The organism is Streptomyces sp. NPDC020422, assembly GCF_044386705.1.
In the GTDB taxonomy this organism is placed as follows: domain Bacteria; phylum Actinomycetota; class Actinomycetes; order Streptomycetales; family Streptomycetaceae; genus Streptomyces.
In genome coordinates this window covers 767,330-786,942 of sequence record NZ_JBIRVJ010000001.1, presented here as the reverse complement: position 1 = coordinate 786,942, position 19,613 = coordinate 767,330, and the positions used below count along the sequence as shown (strand labels likewise).

Annotated in this window: 19 protein-coding genes; 12 read left to right on the top strand and 7 right to left on the bottom strand. The window is 73.3% G+C overall.

Annotation, left to right across the window (positions count from 1 at the left end):
* The first annotated feature begins 69 nt into the window (after nucleotides 1–69).
* The 4 genes from ACH414_RS03485 (at nucleotide 70) to ACH414_RS03470 (ending at nucleotide 4,102) form a co-directional block, all read left to right on the top strand.
* Nucleotides 70–531 carry a hypothetical protein gene (locus ACH414_RS03485; protein WP_398940705.1) on the top strand — a complete coding sequence of 154 codons (462 nt, stop codon included), beginning with the start codon at nucleotides 70–72 and terminating at the stop codon, nucleotides 529–531.
* Between the two features lie 96 nt (nucleotides 532–627).
* Nucleotides 628–2,481 (top strand): hypothetical protein, encoded by a 1,854-nt coding sequence (locus ACH414_RS03480; RefSeq protein WP_398940704.1) that lies wholly within the window; start codon nucleotides 628–630, stop codon nucleotides 2,479–2,481.
* A gap of 65 nt (nucleotides 2,482–2,546) precedes the next feature.
* Complete coding sequence (locus tag ACH414_RS03475) at nucleotides 2,547–3,626, top strand: dihydrodipicolinate reductase (RefSeq protein WP_382543896.1); 1,080 nt, start codon at nucleotides 2,547–2,549, stop codon at nucleotides 3,624–3,626.
* On the top strand, nucleotides 3,623–4,102 hold the full coding sequence (locus ACH414_RS03470) for a carboxymuconolactone decarboxylase family protein (RefSeq protein WP_398940703.1): 480 nt from the start codon (nucleotides 3,623–3,625) through the stop codon (nucleotides 4,100–4,102). Before ACH414_RS03475 ends, ACH414_RS03470 begins: the two co-directional genes overlap by 4 nt.
* A gap of 58 nt (nucleotides 4,103–4,160) precedes the next feature.
* Here ACH414_RS03470 and ACH414_RS03465 read toward each other — a convergent pair whose 3' ends face one another.
* The gene (locus ACH414_RS03465; RefSeq protein WP_391768286.1) at nucleotides 4,161–5,783 is read right to left on the bottom strand and encodes a GMC oxidoreductase; all 1,623 of its coding nucleotides are present in this window, start codon (nucleotides 5,781–5,783) and stop codon (nucleotides 4,161–4,163) included.
* Nucleotides 5,784–6,168: 385 nt separating this feature from the next.
* On the opposite strand from ACH414_RS03465, the gene ACH414_RS03460 reads away from it, so the two are divergent.
* On the top strand, nucleotides 6,169–9,192 hold the full coding sequence (locus ACH414_RS03460) for a protease pro-enzyme activation domain-containing protein (RefSeq protein ID WP_382535027.1): 3,024 nt from the start codon (nucleotides 6,169–6,171) through the stop codon (nucleotides 9,190–9,192).
* On the opposite strand, the gene ACH414_RS03455 is transcribed toward ACH414_RS03460, so the two are convergent.
* Nucleotides 9,183–9,497: a hypothetical protein gene (locus tag ACH414_RS03455; RefSeq protein WP_382535025.1), complete on the bottom strand. Its 315-nt coding sequence runs from the start codon at nucleotides 9,495–9,497 to the stop codon at nucleotides 9,183–9,185. The two genes, ACH414_RS03460 and ACH414_RS03455, sit on opposite strands and share 10 nt — an antisense overlap.
* 76 nt (nucleotides 9,498–9,573) lie before the next feature.
* On the bottom strand, nucleotides 9,574–10,338 hold the full coding sequence (locus ACH414_RS03450) for an alpha/beta fold hydrolase (RefSeq protein ID WP_398940754.1): 765 nt from the start codon (nucleotides 10,336–10,338) through the stop codon (nucleotides 9,574–9,576).
* Between the two features lie 160 nt (nucleotides 10,339–10,498).
* Here ACH414_RS03450 and ACH414_RS03445 point away from each other — a divergent pair, with 160 nt between their 5' ends.
* Nucleotides 10,499–13,012 carry a SpoIIE family protein phosphatase gene (locus ACH414_RS03445; RefSeq protein WP_391768285.1) on the top strand — a complete coding sequence of 838 codons (2,514 nt, stop codon included), beginning with the start codon at nucleotides 10,499–10,501 and terminating at the stop codon, nucleotides 13,010–13,012.
* Nucleotides 13,013–13,019: 7 nt separating this feature from the next.
* On the opposite strand, the gene ACH414_RS03440 is transcribed toward ACH414_RS03445, so the two are convergent.
* A complete protein-coding gene (locus tag ACH414_RS03440; protein ID WP_382535021.1) occupies nucleotides 13,020–13,241 on the bottom strand; it encodes a hypothetical protein in 222 nt (73 codons plus the stop codon).
* Nucleotides 13,242–13,436: 195 nt separating this feature from the next.
* Between ACH414_RS03440 and ACH414_RS03435 the strand changes: the two genes are divergently transcribed.
* The 3 genes from ACH414_RS03435 (at nucleotide 13,437) to ACH414_RS03425 (ending at nucleotide 15,495) form a co-directional block, all read left to right on the top strand.
* Nucleotides 13,437–13,685: a type B 50S ribosomal protein L31 gene (locus ACH414_RS03435; RefSeq protein ID WP_382535019.1), complete on the top strand. Its 249-nt coding sequence runs from the start codon at nucleotides 13,437–13,439 to the stop codon at nucleotides 13,683–13,685.
* A 133-nt stretch (nucleotides 13,686–13,818) separates the two neighbouring features.
* A complete protein-coding gene (locus ACH414_RS03430; protein ID WP_398940702.1) occupies nucleotides 13,819–14,658 on the top strand; it encodes an NAD(P)H-binding protein in 840 nt (279 codons plus the stop codon).
* Between the two features lie 81 nt (nucleotides 14,659–14,739).
* On the top strand, nucleotides 14,740–15,495 hold the full coding sequence (locus ACH414_RS03425; RefSeq protein ID WP_398940701.1) for an alpha/beta fold hydrolase: 756 nt from the start codon (nucleotides 14,740–14,742) through the stop codon (nucleotides 15,493–15,495).
* 93 nt (nucleotides 15,496–15,588) lie between these two features.
* Here the strand turns inward: ACH414_RS03425 and ACH414_RS03420 are convergent, their stop codons facing one another.
* Together ACH414_RS03420 and ACH414_RS03415 are read right to left on the bottom strand one after the other, a co-directional pair.
* Entirely contained in the window at nucleotides 15,589–16,086 is a 498-nt protein-coding gene (locus ACH414_RS03420; protein ID WP_382535014.1) for a peptidylprolyl isomerase, read from the bottom strand.
* Nucleotides 16,087–16,161: 75 nt separating this feature from the next.
* Nucleotides 16,162–16,398, bottom strand: coding sequence for a hypothetical protein (locus tag ACH414_RS03415; RefSeq protein WP_382535012.1), 237 nt, complete (start codon nucleotides 16,396–16,398; stop codon nucleotides 16,162–16,164).
* A 171-nt stretch (nucleotides 16,399–16,569) separates the two neighbouring features.
* Here ACH414_RS03415 and ACH414_RS03410 point away from each other — a divergent pair, with 171 nt between their 5' ends.
* Entirely contained in the window at nucleotides 16,570–17,091 is a 522-nt protein-coding gene (locus ACH414_RS03410; protein WP_398940700.1) for a hypothetical protein, read from the top strand.
* Between the two features lie 72 nt (nucleotides 17,092–17,163).
* On the opposite strand, the gene ACH414_RS03405 is transcribed toward ACH414_RS03410, so the two are convergent.
* Entirely contained in the window at nucleotides 17,164–17,664 is a 501-nt protein-coding gene (locus ACH414_RS03405; protein WP_382535009.1) for an NUDIX domain-containing protein, read from the bottom strand.
* A 209-nt stretch (nucleotides 17,665–17,873) separates the two neighbouring features.
* Between ACH414_RS03405 and ACH414_RS03400 the strand changes: the two genes are divergently transcribed.
* Complete coding sequence (locus tag ACH414_RS03400) at nucleotides 17,874–18,785, top strand: ABC transporter ATP-binding protein (protein WP_398940699.1); 912 nt, start codon at nucleotides 17,874–17,876, stop codon at nucleotides 18,783–18,785.
* On the top strand, nucleotides 18,782–19,612 hold the full coding sequence (locus ACH414_RS03395; protein ID WP_398940698.1) for an ABC transporter permease: 831 nt from the start codon (nucleotides 18,782–18,784) through the stop codon (nucleotides 19,610–19,612). The genes ACH414_RS03400 and ACH414_RS03395 overlap by 4 nt, the downstream gene beginning before the upstream one ends.
* Nucleotide 19,613 lies beyond the last annotated feature (1 nt).

Genomic DNA, 19,613 nt, shown 5'->3' with positions numbered 1-19,613 from the left:
CGCGCGCGACCGCGCCGCCCTGCGTCGTTACGCTGGGCGCGGGCGCGACCGGGAGAACAGGGGGCGACGATGGGACGAAGGACGCAACGGGCCGCGGGGACAAAGTCCTTCACGGATCTGCTCCGGCATCCGGGCCGGCTCGTCGGACAGCTCACCGGGTCCGCCCGGCAGCGCGCCGAGGCGGATGTCGCCGCGTGGCGCGCCGGGCAGGCGCGCGAGGTCACCGCCTTCGTCCGCGACGGCGACCGCTTCCGCCAGGGCTCGCTGATCCTCGATCCCGCGGCGGCGTCGCCCGTGGTGTGGCGGCCGTTCCGGGTCCTCGCCGGACCGGGCGCCGAGGTCACCCTGGTCGCTCCGTTCCACGTGCACGGCGCGGGCCCCGTCACCGGAGCGGGAAGCGCGGCGGTGGCCAGGGGAACGTTCCGCCTGCTGTCCCTGCAAGCCGCCGACCGCTACTGGGAACTCGCCGTCCCCGCCACGGACGTCCCGCTGGTCCGTGCCGCCCTGGCCGGGCGGATCGCCGGACGCTAGCCGGCAGCCTGACGCGGGCGCCGTCCCCTGGACGGGCCGCCCCTCCGTGGGGCAGCATCGGGGCATGATCGACGGAATCGAGTACACCCCCGCCCGGTGAGCGCCCCGGAAGAGCGCCAGACGCTCGCCTCCCGGCCCTCCTTGTACGCCTATGCCCGTGCCAGGCTCGACGCCGAGCCGGACGGGCGGACGCCCGCGGGCTGCTACCCCGCCCCGGAACACACCCGCTCCCAGGACACGGCGGATCCGCCGGACGACTCCGAGCCGCTGCGGTATCACGAGGCCCTCGCCGCCGCCCGGGACGCCCTGGCGCCGCTGCTCGCCGCTCCCGGCGACGCACCCGGGTCGACCGCCGAGTCCCTTCGGCGCCGTCTTGCCGAACTGCCCGTGAGCCGGCGCGTGGTGGCCGCCGCCGTCGCCGGACTGGCCCTTCCCGACGAGCCGGCCGCCCGGGCCCTCGGGCGCCATCTGGTGCGTACGGGGACGGAGACGGGGCCCGTCACCGTAGGGCTCGCGCTGCTGCTGCGGCTCGGCGAGCCCGCGGACGTGCCGGACCTGCGGGTGGTGGGCCTGGTGCGCGGGCTCACCACCCCGGCGGTCTCCGCCCTGGAGCGCCTCGACCGGCGTGCCGCCGCCCTGTTGCAGCTCACCTCCCAGGCCGACCGGTACGGAGTGCGGGCCCTCGTGGACGCCTTCTCCTGCGGCGACCGGCGCGCCGCGGCGACCGCCCTGATCGAGGCGCCGCTGGACATCGGGCACGTCCGCCCCGCCCGGGCCCGGCTCCTGGCCGAGGCGTCCGGACTGGCCGCGCTCGTGCGGCGCGACCGGGTCGACCCGCGGCTGCTCGACCAGACGGGGCGGCTGCTCGTCCGGATGGCCAACCGGCAGGACTACCGCTCCGAGATCCTGCGCTACGCGGACGCGGTGGAGGTCTACGAGGCCCTGGTGCGGCGCGCCTGCGCCCTGGAGCCGACGGGCCGGCGGGGCGCCGTGCTGCTCTCGCTCGCCCTGGACCTGCACAGCGGGTCCTCCCACCTCCTGCCCTGGCAGGAGGGGCAGCGTGAGCAACTCCTCGACGCGCTGGGCGGCTTGCTCACCTCACCCGAGTGGGCCACCCTGCCGGACCGGGTCGACGCCACGGCGCCGCCCGCCGTGCGGCACCGGGCGGCCTGGGTGCGCGGCACCACGGATCGGCTCTTCGCCTCGCGGGCACGGCCGGCGGGACGGCTGCGGATCGAGGTGGTCGCGACGGACCCCGTCGAACGGGAGCCGGTCGAGACCCGCTTCCTGCTCGACGGGCGACCCCTCGTGCCCGAGGCGTTCGGGCGCGGCTTTGGCCACTCCCCCGAGCACCTGCTCGACAGCGGCGAGCTGAGGGCGACCGAGGAGCCGCGGGAGGTGCAGCTCGCGGAGGCCTGGTGCACCGAGGGCTGCTGCGGTGCGCTGTGGGTGACGGTCGTACGGGAGGGCGACGAGGTGGTGTGGCGTGACTGGCGCCGCCCGCCCCGGCTGCCCGACGGCACGGAGCCGCCCCGGCTCCCCGCGTACCGCTTCGACGCCACCGCGTACGACGCGGAGCTCGACCGCGCGGGCCGCGAGACCGGCTGGTCGTGGCCGGCCAGGGAGACCGGGCGGCTGCTCGCCGGGGAGCTGCGCCGCAGGCCCGAGCTGCTCGCCCGCTGGGACGCGCGGCTCACCCACGCCGGGGTGGACACCCGCGACCCGTACACGACGGTGCTCTGGTTCCTCTACCGGCCGGGGATCTTCGAGGGCGAGGCGGACGAGGACGGGCCGTGGCTCCAGTTCGCCTGGCGGCTGCCCGACGGCGACGGCGACCCGCGCGAGCGGGTGGCGGCGGCACTGCGCCGGCTGGCCGAGGACGACCCGCGGGGGTACGCGGAGTGTCGCGGCGGCAGCAGGCCTCCCGTGCCCCCGGACACCGCAATCTGAAAGACCGTCAGCAAATTGGCGTCACGGCTCTGGGAACCTCACATCCCCGGCGCTACCCTCCGCGCATGATTCCGACGGTGGTGTGGGGAACCGGAAATGTCGGGCGCGCGGCCATCCGCGCCGTCGCGGCCCACCCGGAGCTCGAACTCTCGGCCGTCCTCGTCGCCAACCCGGACAAGGTCGGCCGCGACGCCGGCCGGCTCGCCGGGCTCGGGCACGACCTGGGCGTCCTCGCCCGGGACGACGTCGAGGCGGTCCTCGCGCAGTCACCGGGCGCCGTGGTGTACGCGGCCTCCGGTGACCTGCGCCCCGACGAGGCGCTCGCCGACGTCGTGCGCGCGGTGCGCGCGGGCGCGGTGGTCGTGACGCCGGCGCTGTATCCGCTGTACGACCAGCGGGGCGCGCCCGACGAGTTCCGTGAGCCGGTGCTGGCGGCGGTGAAGGAGGGCGGCGGCTCGCTGTTCGCCTCCGGGGTGGACCCGGGCTGGGGCAACGACGTGCTGCCGCTGCTCGTCAGCGGGCTGGGCAGCACGGTGGAGGCGATCCGCTGCCAGGAGATCTTCGACTACTCGACGTACGAGCAGGAGGAGTCGGTCCGCTATCTCGTCGGCATGGGGCAGCCCATGGAGTACGAGCCGCCGATGCTGCTGCCCTCGGTGCCGACCATGGTGTGGGGCGGCCAGCTGCGGCTGATGGCGCGGGCGCTCGGGGTCGAGCTGGAGGAGATCCGCGAGACGCTCGACCGGCGCCCCCTGGAGGCGACGGTGCGCACGAGGACGATGGGCGAGTTCGCGGCCGGCACCCAGGGCGCGGTGCGCTTCGAGGTGCAGGGCATCGTCGACGGCGAGCCGAGGCTGGTGATCGAGCACGTGACCCGGATCCACCCGGACTGCGCCCCGGACTGGCCGGTCCCGCCCGACGGCTCGGGGGCGCACCGGGTGATCGTCGAGGGGCGCCCGCGGATCGAGGTCACGGTCGAGGCGACGGACGAGGGTGAGAACCGGTCCGCGGGTGGCAACGCCACCGCCGTGGGCCGGCTGGTGGGGGCGATCGACTGGCTCGTGGCGGCCGAGCCGGGTCTGTACGACGCGCTGGACGTGCCGCTCAGGCCGGCGGTCGGGAAGCTGGGAAGGAGACTGCGGTGATCATCGACATTCCCGGGGGGCAGGAGCCGATCGGGTACGTGTGGGGCGACATGGTGCCCGGCATCGGGATGGCGGCGGCGAACTTCTCGCTGTCCGTGTACTCCCATACGACTCTCGGACTGCGGGAGTTCGAGGCGGCGCGGCTGCGGATCGCGCAGATCAACGGCTGCCGGTTCTGCCTGGACTGGCGGACCGACCGGGACGGGGAGAAGGTCGAGGAGGAGTTCTCCGAGGCGGTGCTGGCCTGGCGGACGACGGACGCCTTCGACGAGCGCACCCGGCTGGCCGCGGAGTACGCGGAGCGGTACGCGCTGGACCACCACAACCTGGACGAGGAGTTCTGGGCGCGGATGACGGCCGCGTACAGCCAGGTGGAGATCGTGGAGCTGACGATGAGCCTGGGCTCGTGGCTGGCCTTCGGCCGGCTCAACCGGGTGCTGGGCCTCGACACGGTGTGCGTGCTGCCCACCCACTGAGCGCCGGAGGGGGCCGGCCGGGCTGCTGCCCGGCCGGCCCCCTCCTTTCGGCGCCCCGTCACAGGTCGGTGGCGATGATCTTCTCGATATTGCGTTCGGCGAGCGCGGTGATGGTGACGAACGGGTTGACGGTGGTGCTGCCCGGGATGAGCGCCCCGTCGATGACGTACAGGCCGTCGTAGCCGTGCAGGCGGCCGTAGTTGTCGGTGGCCTCGCCGAGGACGGCGCCGCCGAGCGGGTGGTACGTGAGGTGGTCGCCCCAGATCTTGTAGGAGCCGAAGAGGTCGGTGCGGTAGATCGTCCCCTCCTTGGCGTTGATCTTGTCGAAGATGGTCTTCGCCGCGTCGATGGAGGTCTGCTTCCAGGCCCGGTCCCAGGTGAGGTCGACGCTCCCGGTGGCCGCGTTCCAGCGGAACTCGGCGCGGTGCGGGGTCTTGGTGATGGAGAGGTAGAACGAGGCGTAGGTCTCGATGCCGGTCGGCAGGGGCGCGACCTCGGCGAAGGCTCCGCCGGCGTCCCAGTTGTCGATGCCGGCGGTGGGCATCGACGACTGGAGCTTTCCGGTGGCGTCCCACATGTGGTTGGCGCGCCCGCACATGACGTTGCCGTTGTCGCCCCAGTTCTTTCCGATCCGGTCGTTGAGGGCGGGCAGCGCGCCGGTGGCCTTGAGACGGGTGAGCAGCTTGCTGGTGCCGACGCTGCCGGCTGCGAAGAAGACCCGGTCGGCGGTGACGGTCTTGGTCTCGACGGTGGCGCCGGTGTTGTCGAGCCGGTCCATGGCGACCGTGTAGCCGCCGCCGGACGCGGGGGTGACGGTGGTGACCCGGTGCAGCGGCGAGACGCAGACCCGGCCGGTCTCGGCGGCCCGGGCCAGATAGGTCTTCTGGAGGCTCTTCTTGCCGTGGTTGTTGCCGTAGATGACCTCGCCGGTCAGCGCGGACTTGGGGACGGTGCCGATGGCCTCCTGCTTCATGTACTCCCAGTCGTAGACGTTGGGCACGAAGACGAAGGGGAACCCGGAGCGTTCGGCGTGCTTGCGGCCGACCCGCGCGTACTGGTAGCAGTCGGCGCTCTCCCACCACGACTTGTCGACCTGGGTGACGCCGAGCCCGGCGTTGGCACGCGGGTAGTAGGTGCCGTACATCTCGGCCGGGTCGACGGTGGGCAGGATGCCCGGAAAGAGCTCCCTGCGGGGGGTGACGGCCATGCCGCCGTTGACGAGCGAGCCGCCGCCGACGCCGCGGCCCTGGTAGACGGTGATGCCGGCGAAGTCCTCGGCGTCGAGGATGCCGGTGTACCGGGGGACGTCCTTGTCGAGCGGGAAGCCCAGGAAGTTGCTGAGGGGCTGCTTGGTGCGGGTGCGCAGCCAGAAGGAGCGGTAGTCCGGACTGGTGGTGTTGGCGAAGATGTTGCCGTCCGGTCCCGCGGTGTCCCAGGCCATCCCCATTTCGACCAGATGGACGTCGACGCCGGCGAGGGCGAGACGGAGGGCGGCGACGGAACCTCCGTAGCCGGAGCCGACGATGAGGACGGGGACGTGGGCGCCGGGCGGGATGGACGCGGCGGCCGCGAGTCCGACGGGGGCGGGGGGCGTGGCGGCGCTCGCCGCCGAGACCTGTCCGGCGAGGGCGAGGCCGCCGAGAAGAGAACCGGTTCCACTGACGAACCGACGACGGGTCATGCCTCCGGAGGGGGAGGCCGAAACGGGTGTGTCACTCACGTGATGTTCCTCACTCTTGAGCGAATGGGAACATGTTCTACTGGCGCGTTCTCGCGAAGTCACGAGAAACCGCCCGGTAACTTACGGCCGAAAACCACCTTTGTGATCACGGTCGGGTAAAGAAGACCACCCCGCCGCGCCGCACACACGTACGGCCCTGATAAATCTTCACTTCTGGTCGTCGTACCACCGCGTGCACGCGCGGGGACGGCACCGGGGGGGTTCACGCATGTCGGGCCGCGGCGTCACCACGCCGCGCCCTGAGATCTGCCTTTTCACGTCTCCTTCCCGGGCTGCTCCCTGCCCGCGCGGCCGCGCGACGCGGAACGTGAAAGGGAGCGTGTGCATGGGCCGAACCGCCCGTGAGAAGGCATTCAAATGGGGTGCGGCCACCGTGGCCGCCCTGGCCGTCGCCACGGCCGCCGTCCCGGCGACCGCCGTCGCGGCGCCGGTCGCGGACGACCCGGGCCCGCAGCGGGTCGGCGCGGCGCCGCGGATCCCGCAGGGCGCCGTCCGCACGGCGGACCCGGCCGCCGGCAAGACGCTCGAACTGAGCGTCGTCCTCGAGCCCCGTGACCCGGCCGCGCTCAAGCGCTTCGTCGCCGACGTCTCGACGCCCGGATCCCCGCGCTACCGCCAGTACCTCGGTACCGGCGAGTTCGCGAAGGTCTTCGGCGCCGAGCCGGCGACCGTCGAGCGCGTGCGCGCCGAGCTGGAGGCGAAGGGCCTGACCGTCGGCGCGCTGGAGGCCGACGGCCTCACGCTGCCGGTCACCACCACCGTCGCCAAGGCGGCCAAGGCGTTCAGCACCGAGTTCGACGGCTACCGCCTGACGGACGGCTCCACCGGTCTCACCAACACCGCCGCCCCCGCCTTCGACGGCCGGGTCGCGGACGAGGTGCGCACGGTCGTCGGTCTGAGCACGCTGGGCTCCTACAAGCCGCGCAACACCGGTGCGAAGGGTGCCGCGCGCAAGAAGGGCACCGCCGAGACCGGCGCCGCCCTGACCGGCCCGCAGCCGCGCCTGACCGGCACCACGCCGGCGATGTGCGCCGACGTCAAGGACCTGTACGCGACGGAGTTCCCGGGCTCCCCGGCCATGTACGACACGCAGGACTACTGGTCCCCGCGCTCGCTGGCCACGCAGTACAACATGGCGAACCAGCCGAACGTGCAGACCGGCACCACCATCGCGGTCTACTCCCTGGAGAACTACGACTACCGGGACAACGCGGAGTTCCAGCGCTGCTTCGGCACCAAGGTTCCCGTGACCCCGGTCAAGGTCAACGGCGGCCCGACCGAGCCGGTCACCGAGACCAACGGCGTCGGTCTGGAGACCGCGCTGGACGTCCAGACCATCATCGGCCAGGCCCCGCAGTCCAAGATCCTCGTCTACCAGGGCCCCAACACCTGGAACGACAGCACGGCCGTCTACCGCCAGATCGTCAACGAGAACCGCGCCAAGGTCATCTCGGTGAGCTGGGGCCTGTGCGAGCTGAACACCCCGACGTCGACGCAGGACGCCGAGAACCTCGTGTTCCAACAGGCCGCCGCCCAGGGCCAGACGATCGTCGTCGCCTCCGGTGACAGCGGCTCCACCGGCTGCTTCGTGCCGGACGAGAACGGCAACCCGACCTCGGGCGTGCCGAACCAGAACCAGCTGGCCGTGGACTTCCCGTCCTCCTCGCCGTACGTCCTGAGCGTCGGCGGCACCACGATGAAGGGCTCCGTCTCCGCCCAGACCACCTGGGTGGGCTCCGGCGGCGGCGTCTCCAAGCGCTTCACCGTCGCGGCCGACGGCTTCCAGGCCGGCACCACCGGCGCCGGCTACTCCAACGTCTGCAACACGGCCTCCGGCAGCTGCCGCCAGGTCCCGGACGTCGCCGGCGTCGCCGACTACTACACCGGCTACCCGGTCGCCTACGGCGCCGGCCAGAGCTGGATGGTCATCGGCGGCACCAGCGGCGCCGCCCCGGTCTGGGCCGCCCTGATGGGCCAGGCCGACCAGGACCTCGCCTGCCAGGCCAACGGCTCCGTCGGCTACGTCCACTCGGCGCTGTACAAGCTGCCCTCGACGGCCTTCAAGGACGTCACCACCGGCCACAACAACATGACGCAGTCCGGCTACTCGGGCGGCCTCTACAAGGCGGGCGCCGGCTACGACCTCGCCACCGGCCTCGGCGCGCCGAACGGGCGCGAGATCGTCGCCGGCCTGTGCAAGGCCGTCGCGCCCTCGCCCGCCGCCACGTTCAACGCGCTCACCCCGGCCCGTGTCCTCGACACGCGCTACGGCATCGGCCGCGCCGGCACCTCCCCGGTCGCCGCGAACGGCACGGTCAAGCTGAAGGTGACCGGCGTGGGCGGTGTCCCGACCACCGGCGTGACCTCGGTCGTCATGAACGTCACGGCCGCCTCGCCGACCGCGACCGGCCACCTGATCGCGTACCCGAGCGGCACCACCCGCCCGTCCTCGTCGAACATGAACTGGCTCAAGGGCGAGATCGTCCCGAACCTGGTGACCGTCCCGGTCGGCAAGGACGGAACGGTCTCCCTGTTCAACGCCGGCAGCGGCACGGTCCACTTCATCGCCGACATCTCGGGCTACTTCTCCACCGAGACCGGCGGCGGCACCTACGTGCCGACCGGCCCGGCCCGCATCCTCGACACCCGCTACGGCGTGGGCCGCGCCGGCACCTCCCCGGTCGCCGGCCAGGGCACGGTCTCCCTGGCCGTCGCCGGCCAGGGCGGCGTCCCGGCCACGGGTGCCACCGCGGTGGTGCTCAACGTCACGGCCACCGCGCCGAAGTCGACCGGTCACCTCATCGCGTACCCGGGCGGCGCCACCCGTCCGACCTCGTCGAACATCAACTGGCTGACCGGCCAGACCCGGCCGAACATGGTCGTCCTGCCGATCGGCCCCGACGGCACGGTGAACCTGTACAACGCCGGTCTCGGCACCGTGCACTTCATCGCCGACGTCTTCGGCTACTACACGGCCGGCGCGGAGGGCGCGACCTTCCACTCGGCCGGTCCGGCCCGACTGCTCGACACCCGCTACGCCCTCGGCGCGGCCTCGGCCACCCCGATGAAGGGCGGCGTCACCCAGGTCCTGAACCTGAACGACGGCCACACCCTCTCGAACGCCAAGGCGGTCGTGCTCAACGTCACCGTCACCGCCCCGACCTCGGGCGGCTTCCTGACGGTCTGGCCCGACGGCACCTCGCTGCCCAACGCGTCCAACCTCAACTGGACCTCCGGGCAGACGGTGGCCAACCTCGTGACCGTTCCCGTCGTCAACGGAAAGATCGACTTCCGTCCGAACGCCGGAAACGTGCACGTCATCGCCGACCTCTTCGGCTACTACTCCTGATTCCGGGACCCTTCGGGCCCCGTCCCCGGCGCGCGAGCGCCAGGGGCGGGGCCCTTCCCGTTGCCGTACAACGCGGCCACCAGGACTCCGACGAGCAGCGCCCAGGCCAGGGCCCCGGGTCCCGCGGCCCGCCAGCCGAGGCCGGCCAGCAGCACGCCCGCCACGAGCCCCGCGGACCAGGAGCGCCGGTCCCGGGCGAAGGCCAGGGTGCGGCGGGCGGTGCCGGGCTCACGCAGTTCGAGCAGGGCGAGACGGCAGACCAGGGCCGCCGCCGCGACCGCCGCCGTCAGGATCATCAAGGTCACGTCCGCCTCCGAGCCGCGTTCGCCTCGTCCGCCGTACGTCCCCATGGTCCCCCCGCGGACGGCGGACCGCCCCCGGTCAGGCCGCCAGGAACGCCTCGATGGCGTCGGCGAGGGCCTTCGGGGTCTCCTCGGGGGCGTAGTGTCCGGCGTCGGGCAGCACTTCGAGCCGGGCGTTCGGATACCAGCGCAGCCAGGTGGCCTCCATCGCCTCCGCGCCGAGCGCCGGGTCGTGGGCGCCGACGACGAGGAGGACGGGGGCCGGGTTGTCGCGCACCCGCTCGTGGAAGTCGGTGCGGGACCAGGAGTCCAGGTAGGCGCGGAAGGCCGTCGCCGAGGAGCGCCGCACGGAGCGGTCGACGAGGCCGCCGAGCCACTCGTCGCCGTGGCGGCCGCCGGTGGTGTTGTCGATGATCGCCCGGCGGTTGCCGTGGTTCTCGGCGGCCCCGGCGAAGAGCTCCCAGGTCTCGGGGTCCAGCGGGAAACCGGCCGCGGAGACCGGCGAGATCCCGATGATCGAGCGCACCCGCTGGGGTGCCTCCAGCAGCATGAGCTGGGCCGCCTTGCCGCCCATGGAGTGGCCGATGACCGAGAAGGAGTCCCAGCCGAGGTCGTCCGCGACGGCCAGGGCGTCCGCCGCCACCTCCTCCATGGTGAACGCGCCCTCGGCGTCGATCGCCTCGCCGTAGCCGCGGTAGTCGAGGAAGGCGTAGGAGCCGGCGTCGTCGTCGAGCTCGGCCCGCAGCGGGGCGAAGCTGGTGCGGTCGCCGAACCAGTTGTGCAGCACGAGCGCGCGGTGCGGACCGCTGCCCTGTACGTCGTACGGAAGAACCCGGCCGGTCATCATGCCCCCTGGTGACGAGGTGGTCACGCTGCGCGTCCGCCGCGGCAGCCGAGGACCGAGTCTGGCGAGCCCCGGTGGAGGGGTCAATGGGTCCGGTGGGCGGTTCACACGTTCGCACCTCCGGATGCGTCGCGCTTCCGGGCAGGAGCATGCTGGCTGTGTGACCTCGTACGGCGCGGCCGGCTCCGCCCCGTCGGCCGAGACCGGAGCCTCTTCCCGGGACCCCGGTGGCGACGGGTCGACTCCTGACGCCCTGGCTCTGGTGCTCGCGGAATCCGCGCTGCGCGCGGTGGAGGCCGTCGGCGGGTACGCGGGCGGGGTCTACCTCCAGTCGGGGACACCGGGGCTGCTGCGGCTTGCGATGCTCGCGGGGCTGCCGGGACCGCTGTTCCGCCCATGGTGGCGGATGCATGTGAACCGTCCCTTCCCGGTGGCGGAGGCTCACCGGTCCGGGCAGCCGGTGCACCTGGGGGACGTCGAGGAGGCCATGCGCCTCTTCCCCCAGCTGGTGGCGAGCCTGCCGTTCCCCTTCGCCTCGATGTACGCGCCGGTCGTCGGCGGCCGGGAGCGGTACGGGGTCCTGGTGGTGCTCCGGGCGCCGACGCCGGGAGTGCCGGTGACCGCGACGGACCGGAGCCGGATGCTCGCCGAGGCCCGCCGCCTCGGGACGGAGCTGGCCGGGCTGGAATCGGGCGGGACGCCCGTCGCGTGGCACGGCGAGCCGGTGTGCGTGCAGCTGCCGGCCAAGACCTCGCCACCGGTGCGGATCGGCTACTTCGACTGGGACCTGGAGACCGGTACGGTCACGGCCGACGAGGGGCTGCGGGCGATCCTGGGCGAGACCACCCCCTTCCCGTGGACCGTCGACGCGCTGACCGCACGGCTCAGGACGGAGGACGCGTACGCGCTGTGGGCGCTGGCCCGGCAGGCGGCCGGCTCGGGCGGCGCGGCGGCGCGGCGGATCCGGCTGAAGGGCCCGGACGGCGGGCTGCACCTGCTGGAGGTGACCGCGCGCACGGTGCCCGGCGGCGGGGGCGGGAAGGTTCTCACGGGCTCGCTGGTCGACCTCGGCACCGGCCTCGTCGGCTCGGACGCGACCGACCGGCTGCCCCGGGCGATCCTGGCCATCGACCGCCTTGGCCGGATCACCTACCTCAACGACCGCACCGAGACCCTGCTCGGCATCCCGCGCCACGCCTTGGCGGGCAGACCGCTGTGGGAGGCCCTGCCCTGGTTCTCGCACCCCTACCACGAGGACCAGCTGCGCGGCGCGCTCCTGTCCGACCAGCCGACGCACTTCCTGGCCCACCCCGGGCACGGCGAGTGGCTCTCGGTCTCGCTCTACCCGGGGCACGACGGGGTCACCATGGTGCTGGTCCCGGAGAGCGATCCGGCCCGCCTGCCGGCCGGCGCGGAGGCCGGCGACGCCGACGGGCTGGCCCCCGAGGGGCGCGCCGACGCCCTCTACCGTCCGGTGGCGCTCGCCATCGCCCTGTCGGAGGCGGTGACGGCCCGCCAGGTGTCGGCGGTGGTCACCGAGGAGCTCCTGCCCGCCTTCGGCGGCCGGCAACTGGCGATCTACCTGCTCAGCGAGCGCCACCTCTACCTGGCCTGGGAGACGGGTTTCCCGACGGGCTTCCTGGAACCCTTCGACGGGGTACGGCTGGACGCGCGGTTGCCCGGCGTGGAGACGCTGACCACCGGCCGCCCCCTCTTCTTCGAGTCGATGGAGCAGTTGGGCGCGGCCTACCCGGGGGTGCCGCTGGACGCCGAATCGGGCGCGCGGGCGTTCCTGCCGCTGATCGCCTCGGGGCGCCCGGTGGGCTCGTGCATCCTCGGCTTCGACCGGCCGCGGGGCTTCACCGCCGAGGAGCGGACCGTGCTCACCGCCCTCGCCGGTCTGATCGCCCAGGCCCTCGAACGGGCCCAGCGCTACGACTCGGAGTCCGCGCTCGCCCGGGGCCTGCAGGACGCGCTGCTCCCCCACCGGTTGCCGGTGCACGAGGGCGTGGACACGGTCGGCCGCTATCTGCCGGGCACCGAGGGCATGGACGTGGGCGGCGACTGGTACGACGTGATCGAGACGGGCCGCGGGCAACTCGCCCTGGTCATCGGGGACGTACAGGGCCACGGAGTGTCCGCCGCCGCCACGATGGGGCAGCTGCGCAGCGCGGTACGGGCGTTCGCCCTGGGCGGCCACCCGCCGCAGGACGTCGTGCGGGGCACCAACAGGCTGCTGATCGACCTCGACCCCGGCCAGTTCGCCAGCTGCTGCTACGTCGTGCTCGACGCGGCGACGGGCGAGGCTCAGGCCGCCCGCGCCGGCCACCCCCAGCCGCTGCTGCGCCGGGCCGGGGGAACCACCGAGGTGGTCGAGCTGGCGGGCGGCGTGGTCCTCGGAGTGGACAGCGCCGCCACCTATCCGGTGACGCACCTGCGCCTGGAACCCGGCGACGTCCTCGCCCTGTTCACGGACGGTCTGGTGGAGCGCCCCGGCACCGACATCGACGAGGGCATCGAGCACCTGCGCCGCACCTTCGCCGGCACCGGCGCCCGCCCGCTGGCGGACACGGCCGACCGCCTGATCCGCGAGGCCCGCCAGTCCACCGACCGCCCGGACGACATCGCCCTCCTCTTGGCGGCCCGCTGGCGACCGCACGAACACGACGCCTGAGCAGGGGTCAGGGGCGTCGGTGCTGGTGGTCGCTGATCGTCGGCATGCTGCCGTGCTGCGCCGCCGCGGAGAAGGTGGAGCGGTCCAGGTGGGCCTGCTCCCGGTGTGCCTGCTCGGCGATCAGGCCGTCGGCGTTCTCGGTGTGCCCGTTGCCGCGGCGCAGCAGGGTCACGATGAGCAGAACGGCGCAGGCGGCCAGGACGCCGAACAGGACGAGCAGCGCGGTCATGGCGGATTCCCCCCGGTCTCCGAAGCGGCTCCTGACGTGGAGCCGTCCCTCACGTCACCGTATCCCGCCCGACGATCACAGCGGAACACCCTGTGCGCCGTCACCCGGTCGGGTGTGCGGCGCTGGTCGCGCGGTCGGGGCGCGGGGAGGCTGGGACAGACCGGGGGAACCCGCCAGGCCGTCCGAGGAGGACACATGCAGCAGGACAAACAGCCGGAGTACGGGCCCGTGGTCTTCCGGGACCGGTCCGCCGGGTTCGCGTTTCTCACCCGGTCCACGGCGAGCAGCGACCAGACCATCGAGTGGGACGACGGCAACACGTACCCGGTGGTGGACGTCGAGATCTCCTCCGAGAGCCACCCCTTCTACACGGGCAAGGCGCGGACGGTGGACACCGAGGGGCGGATCGCGAAGTTCGAGCGCCGCTACGGCGAGGAGAGCTGAGTCCTCGGCGGATTCGCCTCTGATAACTGGCCAGAGGATGGCCTGTTCGCCTTCCAGGATGAGTGTCACGACCGCGGCGGGGCCTCCCGCTCCGCTCCGGTCGGCTCTTCGCTCTCCTCGGAAGGAATGGATCATGATCGTTGTCACCGGAGCGACCGGGAACGTCGGGCGGGCGCTGGTGGAGGTGCTGGCCGCGGCCGGCGAGGAGGTCACGGCGGTGAGCCGCCGGGCCGCGCAGGCCCCGCAGCCCGCCGGGGTAGGGCACCGGCTGGCCGACCTGGGCCGCCCGGAGGAGCTGAAGGCGGTATTCGAGGGCGCCCGGGCGGTGTACCTGCTGGTCGCCGGTGTCGGCGACGGGCTGCGTCCGCGGGAGATCGTGGACGCGGCCGTGGCCGCCGGCGTGCGCAGGCTCGTCCTGCAGTCCTCGCAGCTCGTCGGCACCCGGCCGGACTCGGAGTCGCACGGCCCGCTGCGGGAGTTCGAGGCGGCGGTGCGCGGTTCCGGTCTGGAGTGGACCGTCCTGCGCCCCTCCGGCTTCGCCTCGAACGCCTTCCTGTGGGCCGAGGCGGTGCGGACCGTGCGGACCGTCGCCGCGCCCTTCGTCGACGTGGCCCTGCCGGTCGTCGACCCGGCCGACATCGCGGACGTGGCGGCCGCCGCCCTGCGCGAGGACGGCCACCAGGGGCGGACGTACGTGCTGACGGGCCCGGCGGCCGTCACCCCGCGCGAGCAGGCGGCGGCGCTGTCGGAGGCGGTGGAGGCTCCGGTGCGGTTCGTCGCGCAGTCGCCGGCCCAGGCGCGCACCGAACTGGTGCGGTTCCTGCCCGCGCGGGCCGTCGACGGGATGCTGGCGGTGCTGGGCGAGCCCAGCGCGGAGGAGCGGCGGGTCAGCCCGGACGTGGAGCGGGTGCTCGGACGACCCGGGCGCCCGTTCTCGGACTGGGCGCAGCGCAACGCCTTCGCCTTCGTCTGAGGCCGTTGTCAGTGGTGCCTCGTAGGGTGATCGGGGCCGGTGGGAAGCCGGTGCGACACGCGTGACGAGAGGCGAGGGGCCATGCGGGAGCTGTTCCTGACGGAGGCACAGGGTCATGTGCGCTGGATCGACCTGCCCGGCGAGGGCCCGGCCCGGGTGTACGTCCACGGCCTCGGGTGCACGGCGGGCTCCGACTTCGCGCACATCGCCGCCCATCCGGCGCTCGCGGGCCGCCGCTCCCTGCTGGTGGACCTGCTGGGATACGGGCTGAGCGACCGTCCGCGGGGCTTCGACTACCGGATGGAGTCGCAGGCGGCGGCCGTCGCCCGGATCCTCGACCACGAGGGGCTGACCGGCATCGAGCTGATCGGGCATTCGATGGGCGGCGCCGTCGCGGTCCATCTGGCCGCGTCGCGCCCGGACCTGGTGGATCGACTGGTGGTGGCCGAGCCCAACCTCTATCCGGGCGGGGGCGCGTTCTCCTCCCCCGTCGCCGCGCAGGACGAGGAGAGCTTCGTCCGTGCGGGCTTCGCCGCGATGCTGGCGTCCCAGGACCGTGCGGACTACGCGGCGCGGCTCCGGCTCGCCGACCCGCTCGCGGTGCACCGCAGCGCGGTGGCGCTGGTGGAGAGTTCGGTCCCGGCACCGGGCGAGCTGCTCGCGGCTCTGCCGCGGCCGAAGGCCTTCCTGGTCGGCGAGTTGAGCCTGCCGGACGCCGACGCCGAGAAGGTGGCGGCTCTGGGCATACCCGTGCTCCAGGTACCGGCGGCGGGTCACAACATGATGATCGACAACCCGGACGGTTTCGCCAGGGCCCTGGCCCGCGCCCTGGCTTGAGGGGCGGCCGCCGCGGGGACCGCGCACGACCGCCCCCGGCCGGGAGGCACGGGGGCGGGTCGGTGACTGCGCGGCGTGGGCCGTGCGGTCGGGTCAGGCCTTGACGACGCCGGACTCGGCGACCTTGATGGCAGCGCTGGTGCGGCCGGACTGCGAGCCCAGGGACTCGATCTTCTTCACCAGGTCCTCGCCCTCGACGACCTCGCCGAAGACGACGTGCTTGCCGTCGAGCCAGGGGGTGACGACGGTGGTGATGAAGAACTGCGAGCCGTTGGTGCCGGGGCCCGCGTTCGCCATCGACAGCAGGAACGGGCGGTCGTGCTTGAGCTGGAAGTTCTCGTCCGCGAACTTCTCGCCGTAGATGCTCTTGCCGCCGGTGCCGTTGCCGTTGGTGAAGTCGCCGCCCTGGAGCATGAAGGCGGGGATGACGCGGTGGAAGGGGGAGCCCGCGTAGCCGAAGCCGTGCTCGCCGGTGGCCAGCTCACGGAAGTTGCGCGCCGTCTTCGGGACCACGTCGTCGAAGAGGCGGAAGACGATCCGACCGGCCGGCTCGTCGTTGATGCTGATGTCGAAGTAAACGTTCTCGCTCATGGGGACATCCTGTCATTCCCCCCGCACTCCTCGCGCACGGGCCACCCCCGCTCGGGTGGTCGGGGGTGGGATCCGTCAGACGAGGTCACCGGCGGCAGGAGCCTGGACGGCGCCGTCGCCACCCTGGACGGCCCCGTCGAGGAGCCCGCCGATCCCCTGGTCGTCCTGCAGGACCTGGTCCTCCTGGAGGAGGCCGGTGACGGCGTCGGCGGGGCCGGGCTCGGCGGCGTCGGCGTGCGGGGCCGGGGAGACGAGGGCGGTGACGACGCCCGCGGCGAGGGAGGCGATGGCGAGCATGCTGCGCTTCTTCATGGCCTGGACAACTGCCGGAGCGCGCGGAGGTTACGGCTCCGGCGCGGATTCCCGCGCGCATACTGAATCAAGTCCGGAAAATACGCAAAACGGGCGGAACCATACGGCCGGGGTGAATGTCCTTCCCAGTGACACCACTGTCCCCATCGCAGGAGAAGTTCGGGGGACGCCATGCTTCACCGTCAGAGCCTCGCGGCCGCGGCCGCCGGCATCCTTCTCGCCGCCGGGGTCGGCGCCACGATCCCGGCCGGCGCCGCCGCCCCGTCCCGTACGGCGAACCCTCCGGCCACGGCCCGGGTCGTCGACGTGCGCTGGGGCGGCCACTCCACCTTCGACCGGCTGGTGGTCGACGTCCGGGGCAAGCTGCCTCCGGTGAGCGTCACCACGGTCAGGGTGCTGCGCTACGACGGCTCGGGCCACAGGGTCCCGCTCGCCGGGAAGTTCTTCCTGGAGATCAGGCTCTCGCCCGCCGCCGCCCACGACGAGTCCGGGCGGTCGGTCTACCAGGGACCCCGGCTCCTGAAGATCCACCTGCCCGCGCTCAAGGGCGTCGCCCTCACCGGCGACTTCGAGGGCGTGGTGACCATCGGAGCGGCCTTCGACACCAAGCCCGTGTACAAGTCCTTCGCGCTGCACTCGCCCGAGCGCTTCGTGCTCGACATCGCGCACCGGCCGGCGGCCTGCTGGAGGTGAGCTCGCCCCGTCCGCCGCGGGGCGGGGCCGTCCACGGTGACGGCCCCGCCCCCGTGCCGTGGCGCGGGTCCGTCAGGCGTCCGCCGCGCTCTCCACGTACACGGTCGTGCCGGTCCTGCGGGCCCGGTCGATCTCGGCGAGCCGCCTGAAGTTGCGCGGGCTCATCTCCCGCTCCCACTCGGCGAGGGTGCGCAGCCGGTACTCGCTGTGCTCCTCGGGGTCGAGGACGACGGAGGCGATCTGCGCGTCGGTCAGTTCGCCGCCGTCGAAGATGAAGCCGATGTGGTTGGCAGGCCAGTGATCGCCGCGGTCGGAGGTGAAGTGGGCGCCGAGGAGCCGCGGTTCGCCCTCGTACACCAGGCCGGTCTCCTCGCGGCATTCGCGCACCGCCGTCTGCCAGGGGGTCTCTCCGGGGTCCATGTTCCCGCCGGGCCACTGCCACAGCTCGGTCTCGTAGGTGGCGCGCAGTTGGAAGGGGCGGCCCTGGGTGTCGGTGAAGTAGAGGCATGCGTACGCGGTCGCTCGCGGCAGCGTCGCGATGTACTCGGCGGGCGGCAGCCAGGTGTTCGCCATGGGCGGCTCTCTCTCGACGGAGCGATGTGGATCACCTCCCATCCAAGCGGTCCGCGGGGCCCGGCCGGGCCCTCCGCGCGGGCGTCACCGGATCGTGTGATCACCGCGCCTGGTCATCCTGAGGAGTACCCCCTGGGAGGACTGCGCCGGGCGCGAATGCCGTCCCCGGTGCGATGCGGGCGGGGGGACCGGGGCGGCACGGTGGTCCCATGATCGAAGTCAGGGACCTCACCAAGCGGTACGGCGCCACGACCGCCGTCGACTCGCTCAGCTTCACCGTCCACCCGGGCCGGGTCACGGGCTTCCTCGGGCCGAACGGGGCGGGCAAGAGCACCACGCTCCGGATGATCCTCGGGCTGCACGCCCCCACCAGCGGCTCGGTGACCGTCTCGGGCCGCCCGTTTGGCGAACTGCCCCGCGGCCTGCGCCATGTGGGCGCCCTGCTGGACGCGGCGGACGTGCACGGCGGGCGGACGGCCCGGGCCCATCTGGGGATCCTCGCGCGCAGCAACCGGATCCCGCGGGCCAGGGTCGAGGAGCTCCTGGAGGAGGTGGGTCTCGCGGGCGCCGCCCGGCGCCGGATCGGGGGCTTCTCGCTGGGCATGCGGCAGCGGCTCGGGATCGCGGCGGCACTGCTCGGGGATCCGCCGGTGCTGCTCTTCGACGAGCCGCTGAACGGACTCGACCCGGAGGGTGTGAAGTGGCTGCGGGGCCTGTTCCGGCGGCTGGCGGCACAGGGCCGTACGGTCTTCGTCTCCAGCCATCTGATGAGCGAGATGGAGCACACGGCCGACGACCTCGTGGTGGTCGGCCGCGGCTCGCTGATCGCGGCGGAGAGCCTCTCCGCGTTCGCCGCGCGCGGCACCCGCGCGAGCGTCACGGTCGGCACGCCCTCGGCGGCGGCCCTGAGCGCCCTGCTCCTCGCGGAGGGCGCCGCGGTGGAGCCGGAGGAGGGCGGCCTCCTCACGGTGACGGGGCTGAGCGCCGCCCGGATCGGCGACATCGCCCTGGACCACCGCCTCCCGCTGCACCAGCTGACCACCCGTACGGCCTCCCTGGAGGAGGCGTTCATGGAACTGACCGCCGACAGCGTCGAGTACCTGGCAGGAGAGGCCCGATGACCGCGCTCGCCCGTCCCGTGGCGGAGCCCCGCGCCCGCTTCCGCGATCTGCTGTCGGCGGAGTGGGCCAAGCTCTGGTCGCTGCGCTCGACCGGCTGGTCGCTGCTGCTCGCCGCGCTGGCCGTGGTGGGGTTCAACGTCGGCCAGGCCTGGGACCACTACCGGTACTGGACGTCGTACGACACGGAGAGCCGGGTCCGGTTCGTCCGCGACGGCATGGCCCTGGGGGACGCGTTCACCGGGAACGCGGGCCTGGTGCTGATCCTGGGGAGCGCCGCGATGGGCGCGATGACGGTCGTCGGCGAGTACGGCAGCGGGCAGATCCGTACGACGTTCGCGGCGGTGCCGGCGCGGCGTTCGGTGATGGCCGCGAAGGTGCTCGTGGTGACGGCGGTGATGACCGGCTTCGGCCTGACGGTCGCGGGGGCGTCGTTCCGGGCGAGCCAGGCCGTCCTGTCGCTCCGTGGCGTCGGGCTGCCGGTCGGCCACCCGGGGGCCGTCCGGGTCGTGATCGCCTCGGCGCTGCTCGCGCCGGTGTGCGCTCTGGTGGGAATGGCGCTCGGCACGCTGCTGCGCCGCGGCGCGGCGACGATCCTGGGGAGCGTGGTGCTGCTGCTGGTGGTGCCGGCGGTGATCAGCGAGAAGCGCCACTGGTCGGCGGTGCTCGCGCATCTGCAGCCGCGGTCGGCGTGGCAGCGGCTGCTGCAGATCGGGGACTGGCCGGCGCCCTTCCCGTGGACGGTCGGCGGGGCCTGGCTGGTGTACGGGGTCTGGGCACTGGCCGCGGCCGCGGTGACGGTGTGCGCGGTGCGGTACCGGGACCAGTGAG